General features: G+C 64.1%; 17 protein-coding genes. 6 read left to right on the forward strand and 11 right to left on the reverse strand.

Going from position 1 to position 18,560, the window contains the following annotated elements; translation table 11 throughout:
- From KA354_23410 to KA354_23420, 3 genes are all read right to left on the reverse strand, one after another.
- Positions 1-1,062 (reverse strand): hypothetical protein (locus KA354_23410; protein MBP7937600.1); only part of this gene is annotated, 1,062 nt, incomplete at its 3' end.
- Positions 1,063-1,240: 178 nt separating this feature from the next.
- Entirely contained in the window at positions 1,241-1,513 is a 273-nt protein-coding gene (locus tag KA354_23415; protein ID MBP7937601.1) for a ferredoxin family protein, read from the reverse strand.
- 95 nt (positions 1,514-1,608) lie between these two features.
- Entirely contained in the window at positions 1,609-1,857 is a 249-nt protein-coding gene (locus KA354_23420; protein MBP7937602.1) for a hypothetical protein, read from the reverse strand.
- Between the two features lie 216 nt (positions 1,858-2,073).
- Here KA354_23420 and KA354_23425 point away from each other — a divergent pair, with 216 nt between their 5' ends.
- On the forward strand, positions 2,074-3,195 hold the full coding sequence (locus KA354_23425; protein MBP7937603.1) for a PEP-CTERM sorting domain-containing protein: 1,122 nt from the start codon (positions 2,074-2,076) through the stop codon (positions 3,193-3,195).
- A complete protein-coding gene (locus tag KA354_23430) occupies positions 3,174-4,223 on the forward strand; it encodes an SUMF1/EgtB/PvdO family nonheme iron enzyme (protein ID MBP7937604.1) in 1,050 nt (349 codons plus the stop codon). The genes KA354_23425 and KA354_23430 overlap by 22 nt, the downstream gene beginning before the upstream one ends.
- Before the next feature lie 27 nt (positions 4,224-4,250).
- On the opposite strand, the gene KA354_23435 is transcribed toward KA354_23430, so the two are convergent.
- Both KA354_23435 and KA354_23440 read right to left on the reverse strand, forming a co-directional pair.
- The gene (locus tag KA354_23435) at positions 4,251-5,090 is read right to left on the reverse strand and encodes an ImmA/IrrE family metallo-endopeptidase (protein ID MBP7937605.1); all 840 of its coding nucleotides are present in this window, start codon (positions 5,088-5,090) and stop codon (positions 4,251-4,253) included.
- 278 nt (positions 5,091-5,368) lie between these two features.
- Positions 5,369-5,686 carry a hypothetical protein gene (locus KA354_23440; GenBank protein ID MBP7937606.1) on the reverse strand — a complete coding sequence of 106 codons (318 nt, stop codon included), beginning with the start codon at positions 5,684-5,686 and terminating at the stop codon, positions 5,369-5,371.
- Positions 5,687-6,013: 327 nt separating this feature from the next.
- On the opposite strand from KA354_23440, the gene KA354_23445 reads away from it, so the two are divergent.
- The 3 genes from KA354_23445 (at position 6,014) to KA354_23455 (ending at position 7,931) form a co-directional block, all read left to right on the forward strand.
- Entirely contained in the window at positions 6,014-6,481 is a 468-nt protein-coding gene (locus KA354_23445) for a helix-turn-helix domain-containing protein (protein ID MBP7937607.1), read from the forward strand.
- Positions 6,482-6,483: 2 nt separating this feature from the next.
- Complete coding sequence (locus tag KA354_23450) at positions 6,484-7,053, forward strand: PIN domain-containing protein (protein ID MBP7937608.1); 570 nt, start codon at positions 6,484-6,486, stop codon at positions 7,051-7,053.
- Between the two features lie 563 nt (positions 7,054-7,616).
- A complete protein-coding gene (locus tag KA354_23455; GenBank protein MBP7937609.1) occupies positions 7,617-7,931 on the forward strand; it encodes a hypothetical protein in 315 nt (104 codons plus the stop codon).
- A gap of 593 nt (positions 7,932-8,524) precedes the next feature.
- Here the strand turns inward: KA354_23455 and KA354_23460 are convergent.
- Both KA354_23460 and KA354_23465 read right to left on the reverse strand, forming a co-directional pair.
- Positions 8,525-9,382, reverse strand: a complete 858-nt coding sequence (locus KA354_23460) for a trypsin-like serine protease (GenBank protein MBP7937610.1) — start codon at positions 9,380-9,382, stop codon at positions 8,525-8,527.
- 60 nt (positions 9,383-9,442) lie between these two features.
- Positions 9,443-10,339: a PEP-CTERM sorting domain-containing protein gene (locus KA354_23465; protein ID MBP7937611.1), complete on the reverse strand. Its 897-nt coding sequence runs from the start codon at positions 10,337-10,339 to the stop codon at positions 9,443-9,445.
- A 655-nt stretch (positions 10,340-10,994) separates the two neighbouring features.
- On the opposite strand from KA354_23465, the gene KA354_23470 reads away from it, so the two are divergent.
- On the forward strand, positions 10,995-11,309 hold the full coding sequence (locus KA354_23470) for a hypothetical protein (GenBank protein MBP7937612.1): 315 nt from the start codon (positions 10,995-10,997) through the stop codon (positions 11,307-11,309).
- Between the two features lie 378 nt (positions 11,310-11,687).
- Here KA354_23470 and KA354_23475 read toward each other — a convergent pair whose 3' ends face one another.
- The 4 genes from KA354_23475 to KA354_23490 are packed head-to-tail and all read right to left on the reverse strand — an operon-like array spanning position 11,688 to position 17,404.
- Positions 11,688-12,965: a hypothetical protein gene (locus KA354_23475; GenBank protein MBP7937613.1), complete on the reverse strand. Its 1,278-nt coding sequence runs from the start codon at positions 12,963-12,965 to the stop codon at positions 11,688-11,690.
- Entirely contained in the window at positions 12,949-16,056 is a 3,108-nt protein-coding gene (locus KA354_23480) for a type IV secretion system DNA-binding domain-containing protein (GenBank protein ID MBP7937614.1), read from the reverse strand. The genes KA354_23475 and KA354_23480 overlap by 17 nt, the downstream gene beginning before the upstream one ends.
- Before the next feature lie 2 nt (positions 16,057-16,058).
- Positions 16,059-16,775, reverse strand: a complete 717-nt coding sequence (locus tag KA354_23485; protein MBP7937615.1) for a hypothetical protein — start codon at positions 16,773-16,775, stop codon at positions 16,059-16,061.
- On the reverse strand, positions 16,772-17,404 hold the full coding sequence (locus KA354_23490) for a hypothetical protein (GenBank protein ID MBP7937616.1): 633 nt from the start codon (positions 17,402-17,404) through the stop codon (positions 16,772-16,774). The genes KA354_23485 and KA354_23490 overlap by 4 nt, the downstream gene beginning before the upstream one ends.
- Positions 17,405-18,560 lie beyond the last annotated feature (1,156 nt).

Raw genomic sequence — 18,560 nt, forward strand, 5'->3', positions numbered from 1 at the left:
GTCGGCCTCCGTGCGATCGCCGGCGTTGACCAGATTGCGGGCCATCTGGGTCAGGGCATCGACCACCGCGAAGATGGTCAAGGCTCCCTGCCGCTGGGCCGACTCGATGGCCTGCTTAGCCAGCTTCTGCTGGATGCCGCGTTGCTGCAGGACCTTCAGGGCCTCGTCGGCGTCGGTCCCGAGTCGGGTCTGCATCGCCTTGCGGACCACCTGGACGAAGCCATCCCGCCGCTGGTCCCGCTTTTCGACCAGGGCCCCCACCCGCCGGCGAATCTCGGCCAGTGAGTCGTGGACGTTGGCCGTGTGCTTGCGGGTGAACTCGGCCACCTCTACCGCGTCCCAGACGATGTGGTTCTGACAAATAGCCTGGAACCAGAACGTCTGGATGCCCACCGACCGCCGGCCGACCTCGGAGTTCCAGACGAAGAACCCCGGGGCGAAGGCCTCGCCGTCGATCTCCGCCCAGCCGGTCGGGTCGATCAGGAAACAGAACATGTCCTGCTCACCGCAGTACAGCCCCGTCCCCCCTTTCGGTCGCGATGTCGCCGGCGGATCTTCCCACGGGGGAAGGTCGTCGGCCGCGGCTGGCGGCCCCAGCCCCTCGGCGGCCTGCTGAGGCGGCTGGAAGTCGGTGGCGAATTCCCGCAGCATGGTCAGCACGTCGGCGTTGTAGAGCCGGGTGTAGGCCGTGCCGTGAATCGCTCGCACCGTCGTGCCTGCGGTCAGCACCTGCATGGGCTTGCCCTCGGTGGGCATCGTCTCCTGCAGGGCCCGGCTGGCGGTCTCCGGCGACAGCCGGTTGAGCGTGTCCTTGCTCACCCCGGCCAGCCGGCAAAGCTGGGAGAACGACCAGTCGTTCAAGTAGAACTCCCGGTCCATGTCGAAGCCCAGGACCACGGTGCCCGGCTGACAGTTGGGCCGCAGGTTCTGCGGGGCCGGCCAGTGCTCGGCCGCGTGTTGCTTCTCGTTCTGGCAAAACTGCCAGAGCTCGATCAGCGAACCGAAGCGTTCATCCGGGCTTCGGCGGAACAGTTCCTCACTTGCTCGGGTCAGATTCTGCATGATCATCTCCTTCGTGAAAAAGCGTCCGTAGACGCAACCTCGATACTCGACCTTGGTTGGCACCACCGGTCTCTCGTGTGGTGAATCAGGCCGCGGGCACCGAGGAACTGCCGATGCTCTCGATCAGGGTTATGCGATGGCGAGGCGGAAGCGTGATGTGAAAGCCGCGTCCCCTCCCCTACCGCCGGCGAGTCAGGTGAAAGAACACCGCGTTGATCAGAATGAAGATTCGCCAGCGCGATGGCAGGCGATGCTGTGGAAAGATGGCGTTGGCGGGGCATTCGTGAACGCACAAACCGCAATCGATGCAGAGTTCGGGGTCGATGTAGAGCATCGTGGCTCGCGACCAGGCGGGATCCGCCGGCGTCGGGCCGATGCAGTCCACCGGACAAATCGCCAGGCACGCGCCGCAGCGGGGTCCCCGGCAGGGTTGGGCAATCACGTGGGTCATCAGGTCATCCTCGTCTCAAGGGGTCAGGTGGAGGCATGACCCGCGAATAGAACCTCTCTGCGACGGGCCGACGTTGGCTCCGTCGAAACCGACAGTCAGCTTGCGTCGGACGGACTCGCCTGCTGGTCCAGGATCCAGGTGTGGACCTGGTCGATGGTCTTGGCCAGAAGCAGCAGGTCGTCGCGGCCGAAGCTGGACGTTTCCTTCCACTCCTCGCCGTCCTTGTAGATGCGGGCAAGGGTCACGTTGAAACGCGTTCCGTTGCTCGTGTCGTTGGCCCAAACCAAGGCCTTGATGTGGCCATGGCGGACTTCCTGAACGGGTCGATTGACTGACTTGGACATAAAGCACCTCCTTTAGAACCTGGGCAAGGTCATGGTCTCCCACCTGACAAGAGGGTTATGCGGACCTCGATGGCGGGTGTGACCTCCGCGATGGTTGGGTGGGCCCGGCAAGACGCCGCTTTGTTGGGCGGGGGCGGGTTGGTATCATGGATGTCATGGTTTTGTAACAGCGGGCGGAATCGAGACAGAACATCGGGAGCAGGAGCGAAAGAAGCCATGAGACGAGAATCCCGCACCAAGCCGGGGCTGGCCTTCGGTATCCTCTGTGTGTTGGCCGGCAGCCTGCACGCGGCTCCCTACACACTGATTGACCTCGGCGACATACCGGGTGGACAAGACTTCAGTTGGGCCCAGGACATCAACAACGCGGGTCAAGTCGCAGGCTTCAGCGAGGGCGCATCCGACTGGCGGGCGTTCCGCTGGAATAGCACGGCCGGGATGCAAGATCTGGGCACCTTGCCCGGCGGCGATGACTTCAGCTGGGCCTGGGGCATCAACGATGCGGGACAGGTCGTGGGTGGAAGCGGATGGGCCAACGAACAGGCATTCTTGTGGGAGAGCGGCCGTGGGATGCAGGGATTGGGAGCTCTACCGGGCACATCCGCCAGTCGAGCCCTCGGCATCGACAGCAATGGCCAAGTCGTGGGTTGGAGCGGAGAGCGGGCGTTCGTGTGGGATGGTGTCAATGGCATGCGGGACTTGAACACGGTGCTTGATGCCGGCAGCAGCGGCTGGACCCTTGAATCGGCGAATGCCATAAACGACCATGGCTGGATCATCGGCACTGGTCGCACTGCGACGGGCGTGCAATCGTTCCTGTACGACACGCTCCACGGGATTCAAAGCCTGTCCATCTCCGCCAACGCTATCAACGAGAACGGCTACGTCGTCGGGAGTGACGGCCAGCACGCCTTTCTCTGGGACAGCATGAGCGGGACGCACGACCTTGGTGACTTGCCCGGTGGGGATGATGTGAGTTGGGCTAACGCCATCAACGACGCCGGCCAGGTCGTGGGGGCTGGGACGACCGCAGTTGGCCAACGTGCGTTTCTGTGGGACAGCGTGAATGGTATGCGCGATCTGAACGCCCTGCTGGATGCCGGCGGCGAGGGATGGACACTCACCGAAGCGTGGGCCGTCAACGATCGAGGTTGGATTGTCGGCGTCGGGGAGAACCCTGGCGGAGCAGGCCATGCTTTTTTACTCGTGCCTGAGCCGGCGAGTCTAATCATGATGGCTGTCGGGCTGGGTGGGCTGGCTCGGCGTCGGCAGTTGGTTTTGTTCACCGAGCGGCCTGCACAGGAGCGAAAGAAGCCATGGGACGAGAATCACATCTGAAGGCGTTGGTTTGCGTGTCCGTGTTGGCCCTGGCCGTGTCACAGGCCCCGGCCGACGTGTTCAACATGGGCGGGACACGGAACCCTGATGGCTCGTGGAATGGCCTGGCCAGCCTGGAAACCGTGCCGGTGGGCAACGTAGGAAATGCGCCGGACCCGCGGCACGGCGCGTACAACTTCGGCCAAGTGGACTACCCGTACAGCATTGGCAAGTATGAGGTGACAGCGGGGCAGTATTGCGAGTTTCTCAATGCGGTCGCGAGAACAGACATGTATGGGCTCTACAATCCGTCCATGTGGTCGGATAGCTCGGGCTGCAAGATCCAGCGAGCCAACGCGCCCGGGAGCTACACGTACAACGTCGCGTCGGATTGGGCCAATCGCCCTGTCAACTTCGTGAGCTTCCTGGACGGGTGCCGATTCGCGAACTGGGTCCATAATGGCCAGCCAGCCGGAGACCAAGAAGTTGGCAGCACGGAGACGGGCGCCTATACGCTCGATGGTAACAGTGTGACAATTGCTCGCAACTCGGGCTGGCGATGGGCGGTGACGAATTGGAACGAATGGTACAAGGCTGCGTACCATAAGAACGATGGCCTTGCCGGCGACTATTGGAGTTACCCCACGAGCGGCGAGACACTACCGAGTAACGACTTCATTGATCCCGATCCTGGCAATAGTGCGAACTTCTACGATGACGCCGGCACGTACACCATAGGCGATCCCTATTGGCGCACACAGGTCGGTGAGTTTGAGAACTCAGGGAGCCCTTACGGCACATTCGATCAAGGCGGGAACATTCGAGAATGGACAGAAAGGGCTACGCCTAATTCGCTTCGCTTCACGCTGGGGGGCGGGTTCTCCATCCCCGGTTTTTACCTGTCCGCGACAGAGGGCCTCTCTAACGCCGTTCCCCCGATGGCCGAGATCAGCAGCATCGGTCTTCGCGTCGTTGCCGTTCCCGAGCCTGGAACGCTCACGTTGATTGTGGCGGCATTGGCCGGTCTGGTTCGGCGTAGGCACACCTGATCACAACTTGAAAGCTGAGTCGGCCGACTACATGAGATCCAGGGCGCCCTCGCGTGCGGGCATGACAACCTGGATGATCCGGGTGGCCGCCTGCTGGATTCTGGCGAGTGATGCCGCGAGGGTCTCCTTGTCGCCGTGGTAAAGCTGGATGTAGTCGGCGGCGGCTCCGTTCGTCCGCAGGCCGGCGGCCTGGCAAACCACGAAGGCGACCGCTTCCGCTTCGGTCTCGCGGATCGTGCGGGTGGTCGTGGAGCGGTCCTGGCCGCGGTGGAGCATCTCGTGGGCCAGTTCGTGGGCCAGCGTGCTGAACTCCTCCGCCGGCGTCTGGCCGCGGCGAAGGGCGATCCGGCCGCCGGAGGATACGCCATCCGCCCCACCGAGATCGTCTTCGTATTCCACGGCAATCCCGAGCTCGCCGGCGAGGCCTCGGAGCTTATCGGTTTTGCCGGCGGGGTCGCCGGTCACCTCCGCCAGTTCCGGCAGCGGCTCGCCATCCGTCTGGCTCACGTCGAACACGTAGGCTGCCTTGAAGCCGGCCACGAAGCGGTCGTGGCTGTCGGCCGCAGTGCTGTCCACCTCGCGGCGGTCCTCCTCGTGATTGCGCCGGACGATCGGGGCGATGATGACGATGCCTTTCTCGCCCTTTCGGACGAAGCGACCGAGCTTCCGCCACGCCTGGTAGCCAGCGACGCGGCTGGCGTCGGGTTTCTGGATGGCGATCAGCAGGATGTTGCCGAAGCTGTAGCGGTGGAACCGGGCCATGGTCCCGAGGTAGGCCCGGAGCCGGTCGCTGTGGCCGGCCTCCAACGCGGCGGCGAGTTGATCCAATGCCTGATCGGCGAGTGTCTTGGCTTGCTCGTTCTTCATGATGCTGTCCTCCTGTCTAGCGGGTTTGTGTTTCTTCACCGGGGCTGAGAAACCAAACCCGCGGGGACCGGAGGACGGCCGCGGAGCGGCCCGCCGGCCCGGGTCACGGGGCCTCCGGGCAAGGCGAGTGACACGCGAAGGCGTGGCCGCGAGGCTTGCAGCCACGGGACCCCCCTACCGCTTGTGGCCGGCGGACGCGGAGCGAAGCCTTCAGCGAACGGGCAAGCCGATGAGCCGAATGGGCGTGGGTAACAACCGAGTGCCGCGAGGGTCGGGCGTTACGTTGTTGGGTCGGGCTCCCTGGGCGTGGGCGGGTTCCAGGCGGGAACGGTATCGACGCTGAAACCCCGTCGTTCGCACCAGGCCCGGTGTGAACCGCCGTCGAGAAGATGCTCGATCAGGCTGAGACCCGAATCGACGACGGCGCGGATGTTGTGGAGTTCGGGGCCTTTGGCCGTCATGAGCGTTTCGACCTTGCCGGTGTCCGGGCAGACCCGGTGGATGGCCAGCGAGTAACCCACGCCGTGGGCGGAGGTGACCTCCATCACCTCGGCTGTCACCCAGCCGGACCAGAACAGGTGAACGGTTTTCATCATGGTGTTTCCCTCCGGATGAAGCGGCGGGCGGCGATGCCGGCCGCGTCCAGGTTGCTTATCACAACGCCGCGGCGGATGGCCAGGACTGTTTGCCGGCCACAAATCCAGGGGCGCCTGTGTGGTTTGGATGCCGCGGCGGCGGCCATGGGTGCGTCGTGCGGTCGCCAGGCGGCAAGGTCCGTTTTCGGGGCCTGCCCCTGTACCCCCCTACCGTTTGCGGCCGGCGGACCCTGGGCCGGGAGGCTTCCCCCGAAGCGATGTTTCGTTTATTTCGCATGTTGCTTTTGTTTCGTTTAGACGATATACTCCGGTAGGAGGTTTCGAGCCATGACCACGCTGGTGAAAGAGACGTTCGAGCCGGTCGCCCCGACCGAGGCCGAGGCGGCCCTGGCCCGGGAATCGAGCCGGGCCCTGGCCCCCCTGCTGGCGGACGCTGGCGAGGTGCGGTTGCGGCTGCAGCCGGCCAAGGGCCGGCCGGAGATCGTCGCCCTGCCCGCGGCGGCGGTGCGGCTGCTCGTGGACATCCTGACGCAAATGGCCCAGGGTCATGCGGTCACGTTGATCCCCATTCACGCCGAACTCAGCACCCAGCAGGCGGCGGACATGCTGAATGTCTCTCGCCCGTTCCTGGTGAAGCTGCTGGAGGATGGCAAGCTGCCCTACCGCAAGGTGGGCACGCACCGTCGGGTGCTCTTCCGCGACGTGCTGGCCTTCAAGCGGCGCAGCGACGAGGAACGTCGCGAGGCCCTGCGGGCCTTGGCGGAACAGGGACAGGCGTTGGACATGGGCTATTGAGCGTGGCGACCTTCACCGCGATTTACGACGCGTCCGTTCTGTACCCCGCACCCCTGCGGGATCTCCTGCTCCACCTGGCCCTGACGGACCTGTTTCGGGCTCGCTGGACGGCGGCGATTCATGAAGAGTGGATGGAGGCGTTGCTGGCCGACCGGCCGGACCTGTCGCGGGAGAAACTGGAGCGCACACGGCAGCTGATGGACGCCTCGGTACTGGATTGCCTGGTTGAAGGCTATGAAGACCTGATGCCGGGGCTACAACTGCCCGACCCCGATGACCGCCACGTGCTGGCCGCGGCGATTCGCGTCGGGGCCGACGTGATCGTGACGGCCAACCTCAAGCACTTTCCGGCGTCGGCGCTGGCCGGCTACGGCATCGACGCTCAACATCCCGACCAGTTCATCCATCACTTGCTGGACCTGGCCCCCGGACCGGTGTGCGTGGCCGTCAAGACGCATCGGCAGGGCCTGAAGAATCCGCCGAAAACCATCAGCCAGTACCTGGAGACGTTGGAGCGGCAGGTCTTGCCGGAAACGGTGGCCGCCCTCCGGGCGTTCGAGGAACTGCTCTGAATCGAGCGGGCCTCATTCCCTTGTGCCGGAGAGTGTGCGGCGACCGGCGGAACCCGTCCAGGACTTCGCCCATGCCTGGGCTCCGGACAGCCGGCCCTTCCCTGGGCCGAACTCCTCCTGGACCGAACCCGCCGGCCGCCCGGGGGAGGCTCCGCTAAGAAGGGAATGAGGCGGTGTGAAATGGCTGTCCGCCGGTGGTTGCCGGCGACGCTGGATCGACGGGCCAGGACGGCTGCGGGTTGGCGGCGGGCCGTGCCGGGACGAGACGTGCATCTGGGCGACGGTCACGGGTACAATAGACTGACGAGCCGGCGAGCTCGCCGGCCGGCGAGGCTCTTTGGCACGCGAAGAGAGAATCCCCTCCACGCGAACAAATCCCCTTTGTGGGTTTGTTGTTCCGCCCGCGGACCGTCAGGTCCATGCCGCCAGGGCGTGACACAAAAAACGGCGGCGGGCAAGGCAGAGCGATCGGTCGTGCGGCTCTCTTGTCGGTGGCATTGTGCGAGTTGTCCGAGTGATTTCGGCGGCTCGTGTAGTGACATTTAGACAACAGGAGGGTTGCCATGTTCCGTATCTTGAAAAAGAAGCCCATCACGAGAGTGTATCACGCCATCCCGGCCGATTTCGGTTGGGAGTCTCGGCCGTCGACTTTCCGGCCATCATGCTACAGGCTGGTCGCCGAGGTTGAGACCGTGGACTTGAAGATGGCGTACAGCTTAACCAACCACGGAGAGGACGATTGGGCACGTAACCGGGGCGTCAAAGCCCGCGGAAACGAACGCCGTTCGACCTCCGTGGGGGATATCCTGGTGACGCCGGACAACCGAGTGTTTCGCGTTGCGAGCTTCGGTTTCATCCACTTGTTCACGCTGGAATGAGGCACTCGCGTGAAGGCAAAGTCGTTCTGACCTTGCCGGCCTCGGACATCCGTCCGGGGCCTCTTTTATGCGCCCGGATGCTCGCGGGGCAGCCCGCGTCGCGGTCAATGACGACGCGCGAAGACTATCGCGAGGTAGGCAACGATGACACCGATCGCGGCGTCGGGCCGGGCGAATGCGAAAGCGATCAACAACAGCACCAGAGTGAAGCCTGCGTCCATGATCGTTTGTATGCCACATTCCGCCAAGAATGTCACGCCCGCCACGCTGATCGCGACTTGACCGTCATGAGCGTTCCGACCTTGCCGGTGTCCGGGCAGACGCGGTGGATGGCCAGGGCTGTTTGCCGGCGACAAGTTCACGGGTGCCCGCGATGCACCGGCGGCTCTCGACGATGCGCCGCGGTTTTCCGCGACGGAACGTCCGCGTTCGCGGCCTGCCGTATACGGCCGTCGCCCTCGGGTCCTCGCCAGGAGGGCCGCCAGGCCTCCGGGACCCGAGGGGGATCGGCCGTAGGCGGGCCCGCCCCCCCTGCCGGTATGGTCCCGAGCCTGAGGGCTCCTCACGTGGGGCAATTGACCGTGGAGTGTGGATTACGCGGCTTTGTAGGTACGGCGCCGAAGCAGAAACGTCATGCTTGCGGCCATCAGTACCAGCGTCCCAGGCTCTGGCAAGCCTGTGACACTGTAAATCCAGGGCAGGTGTGGGTAAATCGGTTGACCACCTGAGAGAACCCCATTTACCGCAAAGGAGTCCACGGCGAACAACTCGTTTGCCTCGGTAAGCCACGGACCACCTGAGTCACCAGGCGTGCTCGCCCACTCGAGCGGCAAAGCGTTTGGCCCTTGGCGGAAGAGTGCCTGGATGTACCCACCCAAACCGAAAGCCTCGGCACTCACTTCATTGTTGCCAGCCCGCTTCTTCCAGTCGGGCGAGAGCATACCTGTCTCCACGCTGCCAGGCCGGCCGAAGCCTGCTCCCACAAACTCCATGCCGATTTGGGGAGCTCCTGTGAACAACGACACCGGGGTGATATCAGTGATAGGGTCGATTCGAAGGAGCATGAGATCCACGCCTTCACCAATTACTTGAGGCTGGTCATCGTGGGTTTTCATCTCCAGCGCCCACCTGGTGTGGGTTGCTGGAACGTTCACCGGATCATAACAGCTTAGAAGCCGCACCGAGCCAAGAGAATCCGCCAACCCAAAGTGAGCTGCACTTGCAGTCAGCACCCACTCCGGGCTGATGAGCGTTGCCGTACCGGACGATACAGCAGTCCCGTCCGGCTTGTACGCCGTGAGGTGGAGGATTGGACCAAACCGGGATGTCTTGCCCCAGTCATGGCCCGCCGCGATGTCCGCGGCCGTTTCGTACCACGCTCCCTCGCTTGCCGAAGCAAGCATAAGGAGCCCGATTGCTGCAAAAAGCAGCCTGCTTTTCCGCGCATTCATGACAGTCTCCTGCCCGACTGCGGCCGCGATACCAAGTCGGATTGGCTTGAACATGAAACGCTACCTTCCGGAGCCCCTGAAACGGGTGCGTCTCCGACCTATGAGGACCAATCCTGCAAACAAGAACCCCAATGTCGATGGTTCCGGAACTCTGACGTCGATGAAGTCGTTCACCTCGGTGAACGGCAGGATGATCGACTGGGCAAAATAGCCAAAATCACCCCGCACGGCTGTCATTACTCCACCGCCCAAGTAATCCCCGTTAAGGTTCCAAAGAACCTCGCTGCCACTACTGCCATAGGCCCCATGCGCCTCGAGCGGGACATCGAAGGGGCCAGGAGGGTCGAACACAGCCAGCATATACTGCGGTTCGACATTAAAGTAGGGCGAGTCTCCTCCAAATTTCTCGGCAACGTTCTTTCCAGCGCGCATTTGGTAGTCTTGGCCTTGGTTGGGGTTCGAGGCGGTGCCGTAGCGGCCGAAGCCTGCGAAGGCGTACTCCATGCCTCGCACTGGAGCCGTGTACGAGCGCACCAGCGCCGGAAGGTCCACCACTCCGGAGACCTGGGACATGCCAAAGTCCTTACCCGTGCCGGTTATCCCGGTGTACGCATCATGGAGGTCGGTCTTGTCGGCGACCCACATGTTGTCGTAGTTCACCGAATCCCGGCCAGAGTAGAAGCGCACCTCGTCAGCAGGAGCTCCACTTTCGTTGAAGTACTGGTGCCCCGTGTGGCCGAACCAGCCATTGCCCAGGTAGAACCCGCTTGAGGTGTACCAGGAGGAACCGAAGCGCACTCGCATGCGCACCACCGAATCGAACATCGGATCGTAGGCAAATGTCTTATGATCCGCGTCCAACGCTGTGTCTTGCTCGGTGAGCCCCAACGTGGGGTTCGTGATAGGGCCGGCAAGAACCAAGAGCACGACGGCCAGGGTGAAGATTCGCTTGAACATGAAACGCTTCTTTCCGGGTCCTCCGAAGGCCGGGTGAGCCGTGAAACGGCCGGACCGGCCAGTGCCGGGACCCGTTTGTCGGCAGCCTCCAGTGTAGCGATTGGCCGGGGGCGACTCAACGGCGAACCTGGGCGGGGCGTTGGATGGCGGTTCGGTCGGCCGGCGGCCGATTCGGCTAACCTCGGGGCGGTGAGCCGGGTCTAGATTTGCGGGGGAAGAGTGGTCGGGGCCGGCCGGCGGACCGCTTCGACCGGTATGGCGAGGTGCAGTTGTCTTGGGCCAATCGAGTGTATAATGGGATAGCCGCGGGTCCGCAGGCCTGCGACCCGCCGGCCCCGTTCCGTTCTTTGGCACGTGCATAGCGACCGTCCTTCCATCCTTCCACTTGTTCAACCCCCCTTGTGGGTTTGATGTGCCGTCCGCCGTCGCCAGGACGTGACAAAACAAACCGGCGACACGCAGTACCCTCCTGCGCCGGGAGGTGCGAAACAAACGGCGGATCAAGAACCCCCCCCCGCTCGCCTTGGCGACCGATTGCGTCGCGTTCCGCGTAGGCCTGAAACCTGCTGACGGTGCCCACGGGCATCGCGAGCAGGTTTTGTTGGCAGGTTTTCGCTGGTTGCTTATTAACCGTGAAAATCAAATCGGAGGCTGTATGCGGAACGACTTGTCATACGTACCGAAGTTCGAACTGGGACTGGTTTCTGACACCCCTGGTGTCAGGGAGACGATCCCACAAGAAGACATTTGTGTCGCCCTCGGGCGACACCTGGTCGGCGACTGGGGCGAGGTGATGGGTGCCGAGGCGGACTTGAATTGGGAGGCGATATCGAGCCGAGTGGGCTTGATCATCTCCCAGTATCGGTCCACAGCAGGCGTTCGGTTCGGCGTGATCACCGAACCGAAAACCCGGAACACGTTCGTCATCCTGGCCCATCAGGGCCGGAACGACGAACAAAAACGGGACTAACGACGGGAGCAGCGTCGTGTCGTCCCTGGGGTCGGAGCACCCCGATGACTAACCCGCGGTGTCGAGCTCGAAGATGAGCCCGCCACCGCACCATCCAGTGGAGGCGCTTATGGCCACCATACGGATGTCTATGCCCTTGAGCCATCCTCTTTGGCGACGCCTGCTCAACAACCTGTTGTTGACGGCGTTCGTCCTTTGGTTGATTGTGCCCAAGGTTTTTTGGGTTGCTCTGTGGGACAGCCTCGTCGAAACCACGCAAGAGGAGGTCTCACCATAGGGTTCTTGATCGAGGTTTTGGGCCCGAAAGCTTGTGGTTTACGCCACCGGCCTTCGGGCCTCTTTTTTTGCATAGCACGGAACGCGGGGCCGTGTAAAGAGTTATTTCTGGAGCAGGCCCATGTCGATCCAGATCGGGGCCAACTCCTTGAATTGCTGCAACAACGCCTCGTAACGTTTGAGATCCTCTTCGGTCTTGGCGGGCGACCATTTGGGCCGGTCGTTCCAACTCCAGGGATGACTCTCCCCGGCACCGGCTCGGGCGAACGCGGTCGGACTGCTGAGCGCCCCTCGCTGCAGGAGGCTGCTGAAGGAAACCGGCCGTGGTACGTCGTATTGGCGGGCCGGGCTGGTACCCATGATGTAGCGGCCCTTGGACAGGAACGGTGCATACAGGCGTTGCACGTTGGGGTCCTCGGCTCGCTTGCGAAGCTGCTGAGCCTCGGACTCGCGACGCGTGGCGTCGGCGGCCGCCTGGCTGGCCGCGGCGGCGGCTTCGACCGCGGCCCGCTGCCGTTCGGCCTCCGCGCTTCGGCGTTTGGATTCGGCTTCGGCCCGGGACACTTCATCACGGCCGGCCCGCAGGATGCTTTCGCGCCGCTCCTGGGCCTTCATCTCGGCAACCTCTTCGGTCGCGGTGCGTTCGGCGGCCGCGACCTTCTCGGCGATCGCCGTGGCGCGGGCGAGAGCAAGGTCTTCTTTGTATTTGTCGATAGCCTGCTGAAGCGTCAGCGTGCTGGGAGCGGTATCCTTCGCCCGAGTCAGCATCTGCTCGACGGTTTCAATGCGTTCGCGGATCTCGCTGAGCAGCTCTTTGGCGGTCGTTCGTTCGGCTCGCAGGGCGGTGAGCATGTCGGGGGCGGGCCGGTAGTTGGAGTCGGGATCGTCGAGGGCGTCGCGCACGGGCCTGATGAGAAGCTGAACACGGGAACGGTGCTGGTGGACCTGATCGGCGTTCGGCTCTTCGCTCCTACTGAGAGAATCAAAGGCCTTGACGAAATCGGGGTGGGCGGCGAGAAGGCGGCCTTGTTCACTGGTCAGCAGGCCGACGGACAAACCCTGCCAGCGGTTGATCTGGGCCTGAACATCGTCCAACAGACGTAGGGTTTCGGTGGCGGCGTCGCTGGTCTCCTGCAGCAGCGTCAGGGCGAGCGCGCGAGCCTCCTGCTGGACGTTCTTGGCCGTGGTGATTTCCGCTTTGGTGAGATCCGGCTTGGTGGCGGGGCCAGGCGACCAGTTGAGCTGAGGCGGTTCTTGAGGTTTGTCGGAGAAGAAGAACGTGGCGATGAACGGCGCCACAATGGCCAGAACCGCGATACTGATAATCGAGCGAACGGCGGCGAATTTGCGACGGGGTCTTGGATCAGGATTTGCGCTCATCGTGTGACTCCTCACTGTCTGATTGGGCCTTCTTTCGTTTTGGTTTCTTGGCTGGGGCATGCTGTCGCGTGTCGTGGACTTCAACTGCGATGACCGGGTTGTTCTGGGGGGTGGGCGGCGGTGCCGCCGGCGGCGGTTCGTGGCCCGTGGGTAACGGCGGGCTCATCGTGCCGGGCTGTTGGGCGGGCCAGGGGGTCTCGGACCGCTTCTTGTGTTGGCCCGCGGTGATGTGGTAGTCGGAACGGAGCGGGAAGGAGAAACCCTCGAACCGGGTGTAGCCGCTGCCGCGGGAGATTTGGACGATGCTGTACTTCTCGCGGTCCGTCAGGCGGATGATGTCGTTGCGGCGGAAACGCGGTCCGATCTGCTCGGAGGTGGTGACGGATATGTCCGAGGCGCTCTCGCGGGTGGAGTACATGTGGTTCATGATCTCGCCGGAGGCTTTGATGAGGGCATCCTGCTGATACAGGTCGGTGGCGGCGAAGACCTGCTTGAAGCGGGTGTTGGCCTGGATCGCCGGAATGATATCGACGCCGGCGGTCTTCAGGTCGGCCAGGGTCTGATTGGCCAGGATGGCGGCGATGCCCATGCTGCGGGCCTGGCGGAGCAGGATCTCCAGGTTTTCCGAGACGATCTGCTGGAACTCATCGACCACGACGTAGACCCGACGGGTCTTGACGCCGCGGTGACGGTGGACGACGGCACTGGGGAGTAGCCCGTAGAAGGCCAGTTTGGCGATCTCGCGAGCGGCGGCGACTTGCAGCGTGGATTCGAGGTAGAAGTAAAGTACCTGGGGGCGAACAAACAAATCGGGCAGATCAATTCGCTGGTCCAAGGCCTCCGGGCTGACCAGACGTTGCTTGACGTGCGTGGCGGTGACGTTGAGGGCGTCAAAACTGGCGAGAGAGTCGATGGCGCTGAGGACCTCACCCGCTTCCTCCATCTGCTTGGCGGTGGCGCCGCCGGTGAGTTTGTTGGCGGCGTATTGCTGGAGCCGACGAAAACTGTCCGCTTCGGGGTTGCTCATCAGGCCGGCGAGGACGGCCCGGTTGTTGCGCGAATAGAAGCTTCGGCCATAGGCCTCGCCGTGTTCGAGGCCGAGTGATTGCAGAAGCACCTCGGCTCGTTGGTGCGCGGTCAGGTCGGCCATGAAACTCTGGGTAATCGGATTGAAGACATAGGTCGGCTTGGAGGAACCGTCGGTGAACCAGCGAAAACCGCCGGGGCCGAAACGCTCGACGGCCTCCAAACGGGCGGTCTCAAACAGGGCCATGTCCCCCTTGAGGTCGATGATCAGCACCGAGCAGTCGCCTCGCCGAATCAGGGGCACGATGAGCGGCATGAGGCCGAGCGAGGTCTTGCCCGAACCGGTGTCCCCGGTGATGTGAGCATGCTCGTGCAGGATGTTGCGGTGCAGGAGGACGGGATAGTCCGCTTGCGGATTGACCCCCAGCCAAAGGTGGTCCGACTCGCGGAGCGCGTCGCTATTGGCTGGTTCGGGTGGCGACTGGTCCGGCGGCGGCGAGGCGGAATCACCGGGCGGTTCTGGGGAAGGCGTTGGCGTGTCGCCGCAGGGCAAAGCGTGTTGAGACTCGTGAAGGCGGCGGGCGTAGGCCTGCCAGTCGGGCAGTGGTCTGTTGGAGGATGCCGGCAGTGAGGCCGCGACATAGACGGCGTCGGGGGCCTCCAGGCCAAGGTAGTGATGAAGAAGGACGCGGCTGCCGACGGCGAAGACCACGGCGAGGGCCAGGAGCATCGGGAGGATCACGCAGGCGAGGGTCGAGGCGAGCAGCGCCCAGAGGAACAGGGGTTCGCGGGCTTGAATGCCCCGAAACATGGGGTTGATCCAGGCGTCGGGGTAGACCCGAAGGGCACGAGCCGCGTCGACTTGTCGCTGGTCGGCCGCGCCGGAGCTTGGGGCGGCCGTCCGTTGGGCGGCGAGTTGTTGAAGGTAGGCCGGTCGGAGCGAGGCCGGCAACCGTTCGAGGTACAACTTCTGGTGGGGCTCAAGGCGGGCCTGGATTTCCTCCGGCCTCTGCGGCGAGACCGAGAAGGGATGCCGCCAGTTACGAACCGCGGGTTCCCAGAACCAGTCGTACCCGGCGGCGCGGATCCAGGGCTCGGGGCCGGTGGTCCAGAGGACGACGGGGCAGTAGCCGGCGAGCGGAAGGGCCGCGAGGTAGAGCAGAAGCAGCGCGGTCCCGGAGAGGATCAGCCGCGTCAACCAAGGGCCGGTGGGGCTGCGAAAGACGCCCGGGGCACGTGTACCGTGGTAGTTGTACGTGGCCCAGGAAATGACGGCTCGGCCGAAAACCAGCATGGCCGTCATAAAAGCGGAGACGGTGAGCGGTCCGTAGTTGACGCAGTTGAGCAGGCCGAACGTCAGCAGGACGGCGATCGTCAACAGGATCGTCCACAGGCCAGCCAGAGCGGGCACGGAGGCTCGGGCGAGGACCGTGTATCCGACCGCGTAGACGAGCCCTACAAAGGCCAGGGTGAGGTAATAGCGCAGGCGCTCGGGGGCTTCACGCTCGTCGCAGGCCCTCAAGCGGTTCGGGTCGGGGGCAATATCGGCCCGCCAAGGCCGGCCCTTCCAGGTTCGGTGCCAGGCATCCCGCGTCTGGCGATCCAGGCGGGGATTGGCGTGCATCCAGAAGGCATAGTGCTCGACGATCAGGTGGGCCAGATAGAGAGTCACGACGAAGGATGCGGCATAGAATCGCAGATAGAGCGACCTCTGCTCATCCGCACCGGCGACCGCTCCGAGAAACCATACGAGGGGACCCAGCAGCACGGCGGCGTAGATGAACGACTTCGGCTTTTCGTTCGCGTAGCCCCAGAGGGCGGCGCCGACGCCGAGCGGGAGAATGATGGGCAGGAACAGCGTCGAGGTGGTGTAGGCGGTGGTGAGACGGACAACGAGGGTCGCGGCGGCGGCAGCGGAGGCCGCGATAAGCATGCCCCAGCCGGTCTGGATGGCGTTGCGGCTGAGCGGGACCGGCTCGGTCCGGTAGTCGAGTTCCATGCCGTCGGCGGACGGCAGTTGCTCGACATCCAGAGGGTCCGGGTTGTGGGCGACGCTCGGTCGCATGGTTACATCAACTCCAACAGATCCTGCCAGACCTCGATCCGGAAGCGGATCTGATGCCACTGCTCGCGGCGGATGGCTTCGGCGATCTGTTTTGCGCTTTGGGGAGCACTGGTCACGATCGCGATGACCATGCCCTGGTCGTTGATCCGCCGGGCCCACGCCGGAATTCTGAACCGCTTGGCGACGACCTCGCGACACTTGCGGACCACACGGCGAGTATGGGCGGAGCGGTGGACGTAAATATACCCGACGCGTTCTTTTTCGTCCTCGATGTCACGGTAGTAGAGCCGGGCGGGCAGGCCCGGGCGAACCAGATCGGGATAGGCCTGTTCGAACTCGGACCGCATGAAGCGATGACGCGGGACAGGGGCCATGCAACAGAATAGCAGTATCCCGTAAGCCTCGAAGAGGGCTTGCGGGCCCTGGGCTTTCCCGTACTTGGCCGGGTGGGCAAAGACGCGTTCGAGGGCCCGCGGGGTCAGGTGGTAGTAGCTTCTTTTGGCCCGAAGGTCCGGCGTGCGAGCCGAAAGGTCGGCGGTGGAGAGCCATCCTTTTTCACGGAGGCGGCGAAGGCGACTCTTGGCCGCTTCCAGCGTCGCCGTCGGATAGAAAAGCCGGTGAACCACCTCCTGAGTGGTCATGCCATAGCGTCGGACGTGTTCCAGGATGTGCATATCCTGCGCCGTCAGACCGAATCGGGGGTTGATAGACTGGTTCACCACAACTCCCACCTCCAGTTCTGTCGGGCACAGTGCTCGTGGAACTCGCGGACGCGATTGGCGTCGTAGCGACCACCAAACTCGATCACCAACAATGGCCGGCCGTCGGGATACTCGATGATCACGTCGGGGTCCTTTTGCCGGAAGCCCGCCTTGGGACGAAGGTCCTCCGTCAACCAGAGTTGAGCGGTGGCGGGGTCGAGACGGCGAGCCCGCAGGTAGAGGTCGGCGACGTGGAGGTCGTGCGTGGCCTGCGTGGGATGGGCGAGCCGCCCCCCTACCCCACCGAAGCGGCGGGCGGTCTGTTCGCTGGCGGTGTAGACCGGCGTGAGCCGGGGCGAGCCGGACCAGCGGGACTGAAGGCGATAACTGATGGCCTCGCAATCGGGATCGGGACCGCCAGGGGCCCATGTCGCCACCGGCTCGGTGAGTGGAATGGGCGGGTAGGCATGAACTGTCTGTTCGTCGATCAATCCGGCGGCTTTCAGTTGGCGGAGGCGACGGGCGGCCTGGTTCTTGCCGGAAGCTCGGTCGGGCCACCAGGCATCCGCGATCTGCGGTACGGACAGGAGACGTACCTTGGTCGCGAGCGTGTCGAGGATGTCCATGTCGCGATGCAGTAAACGCATCCTGAAGGTCTCCAGCAATGAACCCGCCGCTATCAAATAATAACGCCGGTCGCCGCCGAAGTCTCACCCCTAGGCGGACGGACCACGTAGGGTAAGAGTCCGCGAAGATATGGTGTTGTAAGCCGCTTGGGGTCAAGTGATTGCGTTGAAAAGTGAAGCGTGCGTCGAGCGATGGGAAGAGCAGGATGCGGGTCATCATCGGGGTCACGATTGGCGGGGTCGGTGGGCCGCGATAGCGGCCCGAGGCCGGCCCGACGTCCAGGAGGGCCGGAAGGGCGCAGCGTCCAGCGGAGCCCGGGAGCGACAGCCGGCCCCAGCCGGCTTCGCTCTGGGAGGCCGCCCCAGCGGCCGAGAGCCGTACAGGCTCGATGTCGCCCGTCCAGGGCGGGCCGGCGTGCAGCCGGCCAAGAGGGAGCCGCAGGCGGCGTCCAGCCGCCGAGGCGACGGAGACCACGCCCGGAGCGGCGGAGGCAAGGTAAGTGCCGGGCTTGTCCCGGCACGGCCTTGCTCGCCGGACCGGAGCCACACGTCTCTGGAGGCGAGGCACTTCCGCGAAGCGGAATGAACGAGCCTCCGGGGTGGGGGCGGGCCGACGGCATCTCCCGAGTGCGAAGCACTGGGGAATGCGGAGGCACGCCGGGAGACCGGTCGAGGATCTCCCGCCGAAGCCAGGCGGGAATCCGAGCCGGGCCCCTACGTGACGGATCGCCCGCAGGGCGATTCCTTTTAGAGAGGGCGACGGCGTCAGCCGGCGGGCTGGGTGGTGTGGCGGGTGGCTGAGCGGGGTGGGGTCTTTGCAAGCCAAGTGCCGGACCGAGCCGCCGGCAGCGGCGAGGGCCCGACGCCGTTGGGCGGAGCCGGCACGGGCTTGCCATCGGCGAGCGAGCGAGGATGTCCCGTCGAACAGGCGGGAATCCGAGTGAGCGAGCGGACATAACGGCGCGGGCTGCAAGCCCGCGGCCTCAGCTTTCGGGGGGGACCGCGGCGGTGGCCCCAATCAAAAGCATAGAACTGGCCAGGCGGCCGTTGTCGCCTGGCCAAGCGGGACGGTTAGTTGTTGAACCGTGAGGGCATCGAAGGGACCTTGGACGACTCCCGCCGGAAGACCACGCAATACTCATGGCGAATGGGAACATCTTCCATGCGCCCATAGACC

Source organism: Phycisphaerae bacterium (genome assembly GCA_018003015.1).
Taxonomy (GTDB): domain Bacteria; phylum Planctomycetota; class Phycisphaerae; order UBA1845; family PWPN01; genus JAGNEZ01.

Bases quoted from the DNA above. Each gene is read 5' to 3' on its own strand.
- KA354_23415 (MBP7937601.1), bottom strand. From the start codon at position 1,513: ATGACCCACGTGATTGCCCAACCCTGCCGGGGACCCCGCTGCGGCGCG.
- KA354_23420 (MBP7937602.1), bottom strand. From the start codon at position 1,857: ATGTCCAAGTCAGTCAATCGACCCGTTCAGGAAGTCCGCCATGGCCAC.
- KA354_23425 (MBP7937603.1), top strand. From the start codon at position 2,074: ATGAGACGAGAATCCCGCACCAAGCCGGGGCTGGCCTTCGGTATCCTC.
- KA354_23430 (MBP7937604.1), top strand. From the start codon at position 3,174: ATGGGACGAGAATCACATCTGAAGGCGTTGGTTTGCGTGTCCGTGTTG.
- KA354_23435 (MBP7937605.1), bottom strand. From the start codon at position 5,090: ATGAAGAACGAGCAAGCCAAGACACTCGCCGATCAGGCATTGGATCAA.
- KA354_23440 (MBP7937606.1), bottom strand. From the start codon at position 5,686: ATGATGAAAACCGTTCACCTGTTCTGGTCCGGCTGGGTGACAGCCGAG.
- KA354_23445 (MBP7937607.1), top strand. From the start codon at position 6,014: ATGACCACGCTGGTGAAAGAGACGTTCGAGCCGGTCGCCCCGACCGAG.
- KA354_23455 (MBP7937609.1), top strand. From the start codon at position 7,617: ATGTTCCGTATCTTGAAAAAGAAGCCCATCACGAGAGTGTATCACGCC.
- KA354_23460 (MBP7937610.1), bottom strand. From the start codon at position 9,382: ATGAATGCGCGGAAAAGCAGGCTGCTTTTTGCAGCAATCGGGCTCCTT.
- KA354_23465 (MBP7937611.1), bottom strand. From the start codon at position 10,339: ATGTTCAAGCGAATCTTCACCCTGGCCGTCGTGCTCTTGGTTCTTGCC.
- KA354_23470 (MBP7937612.1), top strand. From the start codon at position 10,995: ATGCGGAACGACTTGTCATACGTACCGAAGTTCGAACTGGGACTGGTT.
- KA354_23475 (MBP7937613.1), bottom strand. From the start codon at position 12,965: ATGAGCGCAAATCCTGATCCAAGACCCCGTCGCAAATTCGCCGCCGTT.
- KA354_23480 (MBP7937614.1), bottom strand. From the start codon at position 16,056: ATGCGACCGAGCGTCGCCCACAACCCGGACCCTCTGGATGTCGAGCAA.
- KA354_23490 (MBP7937616.1), bottom strand. From the start codon at position 17,404: ATGCGTTTACTGCATCGCGACATGGACATCCTCGACACGCTCGCGACC.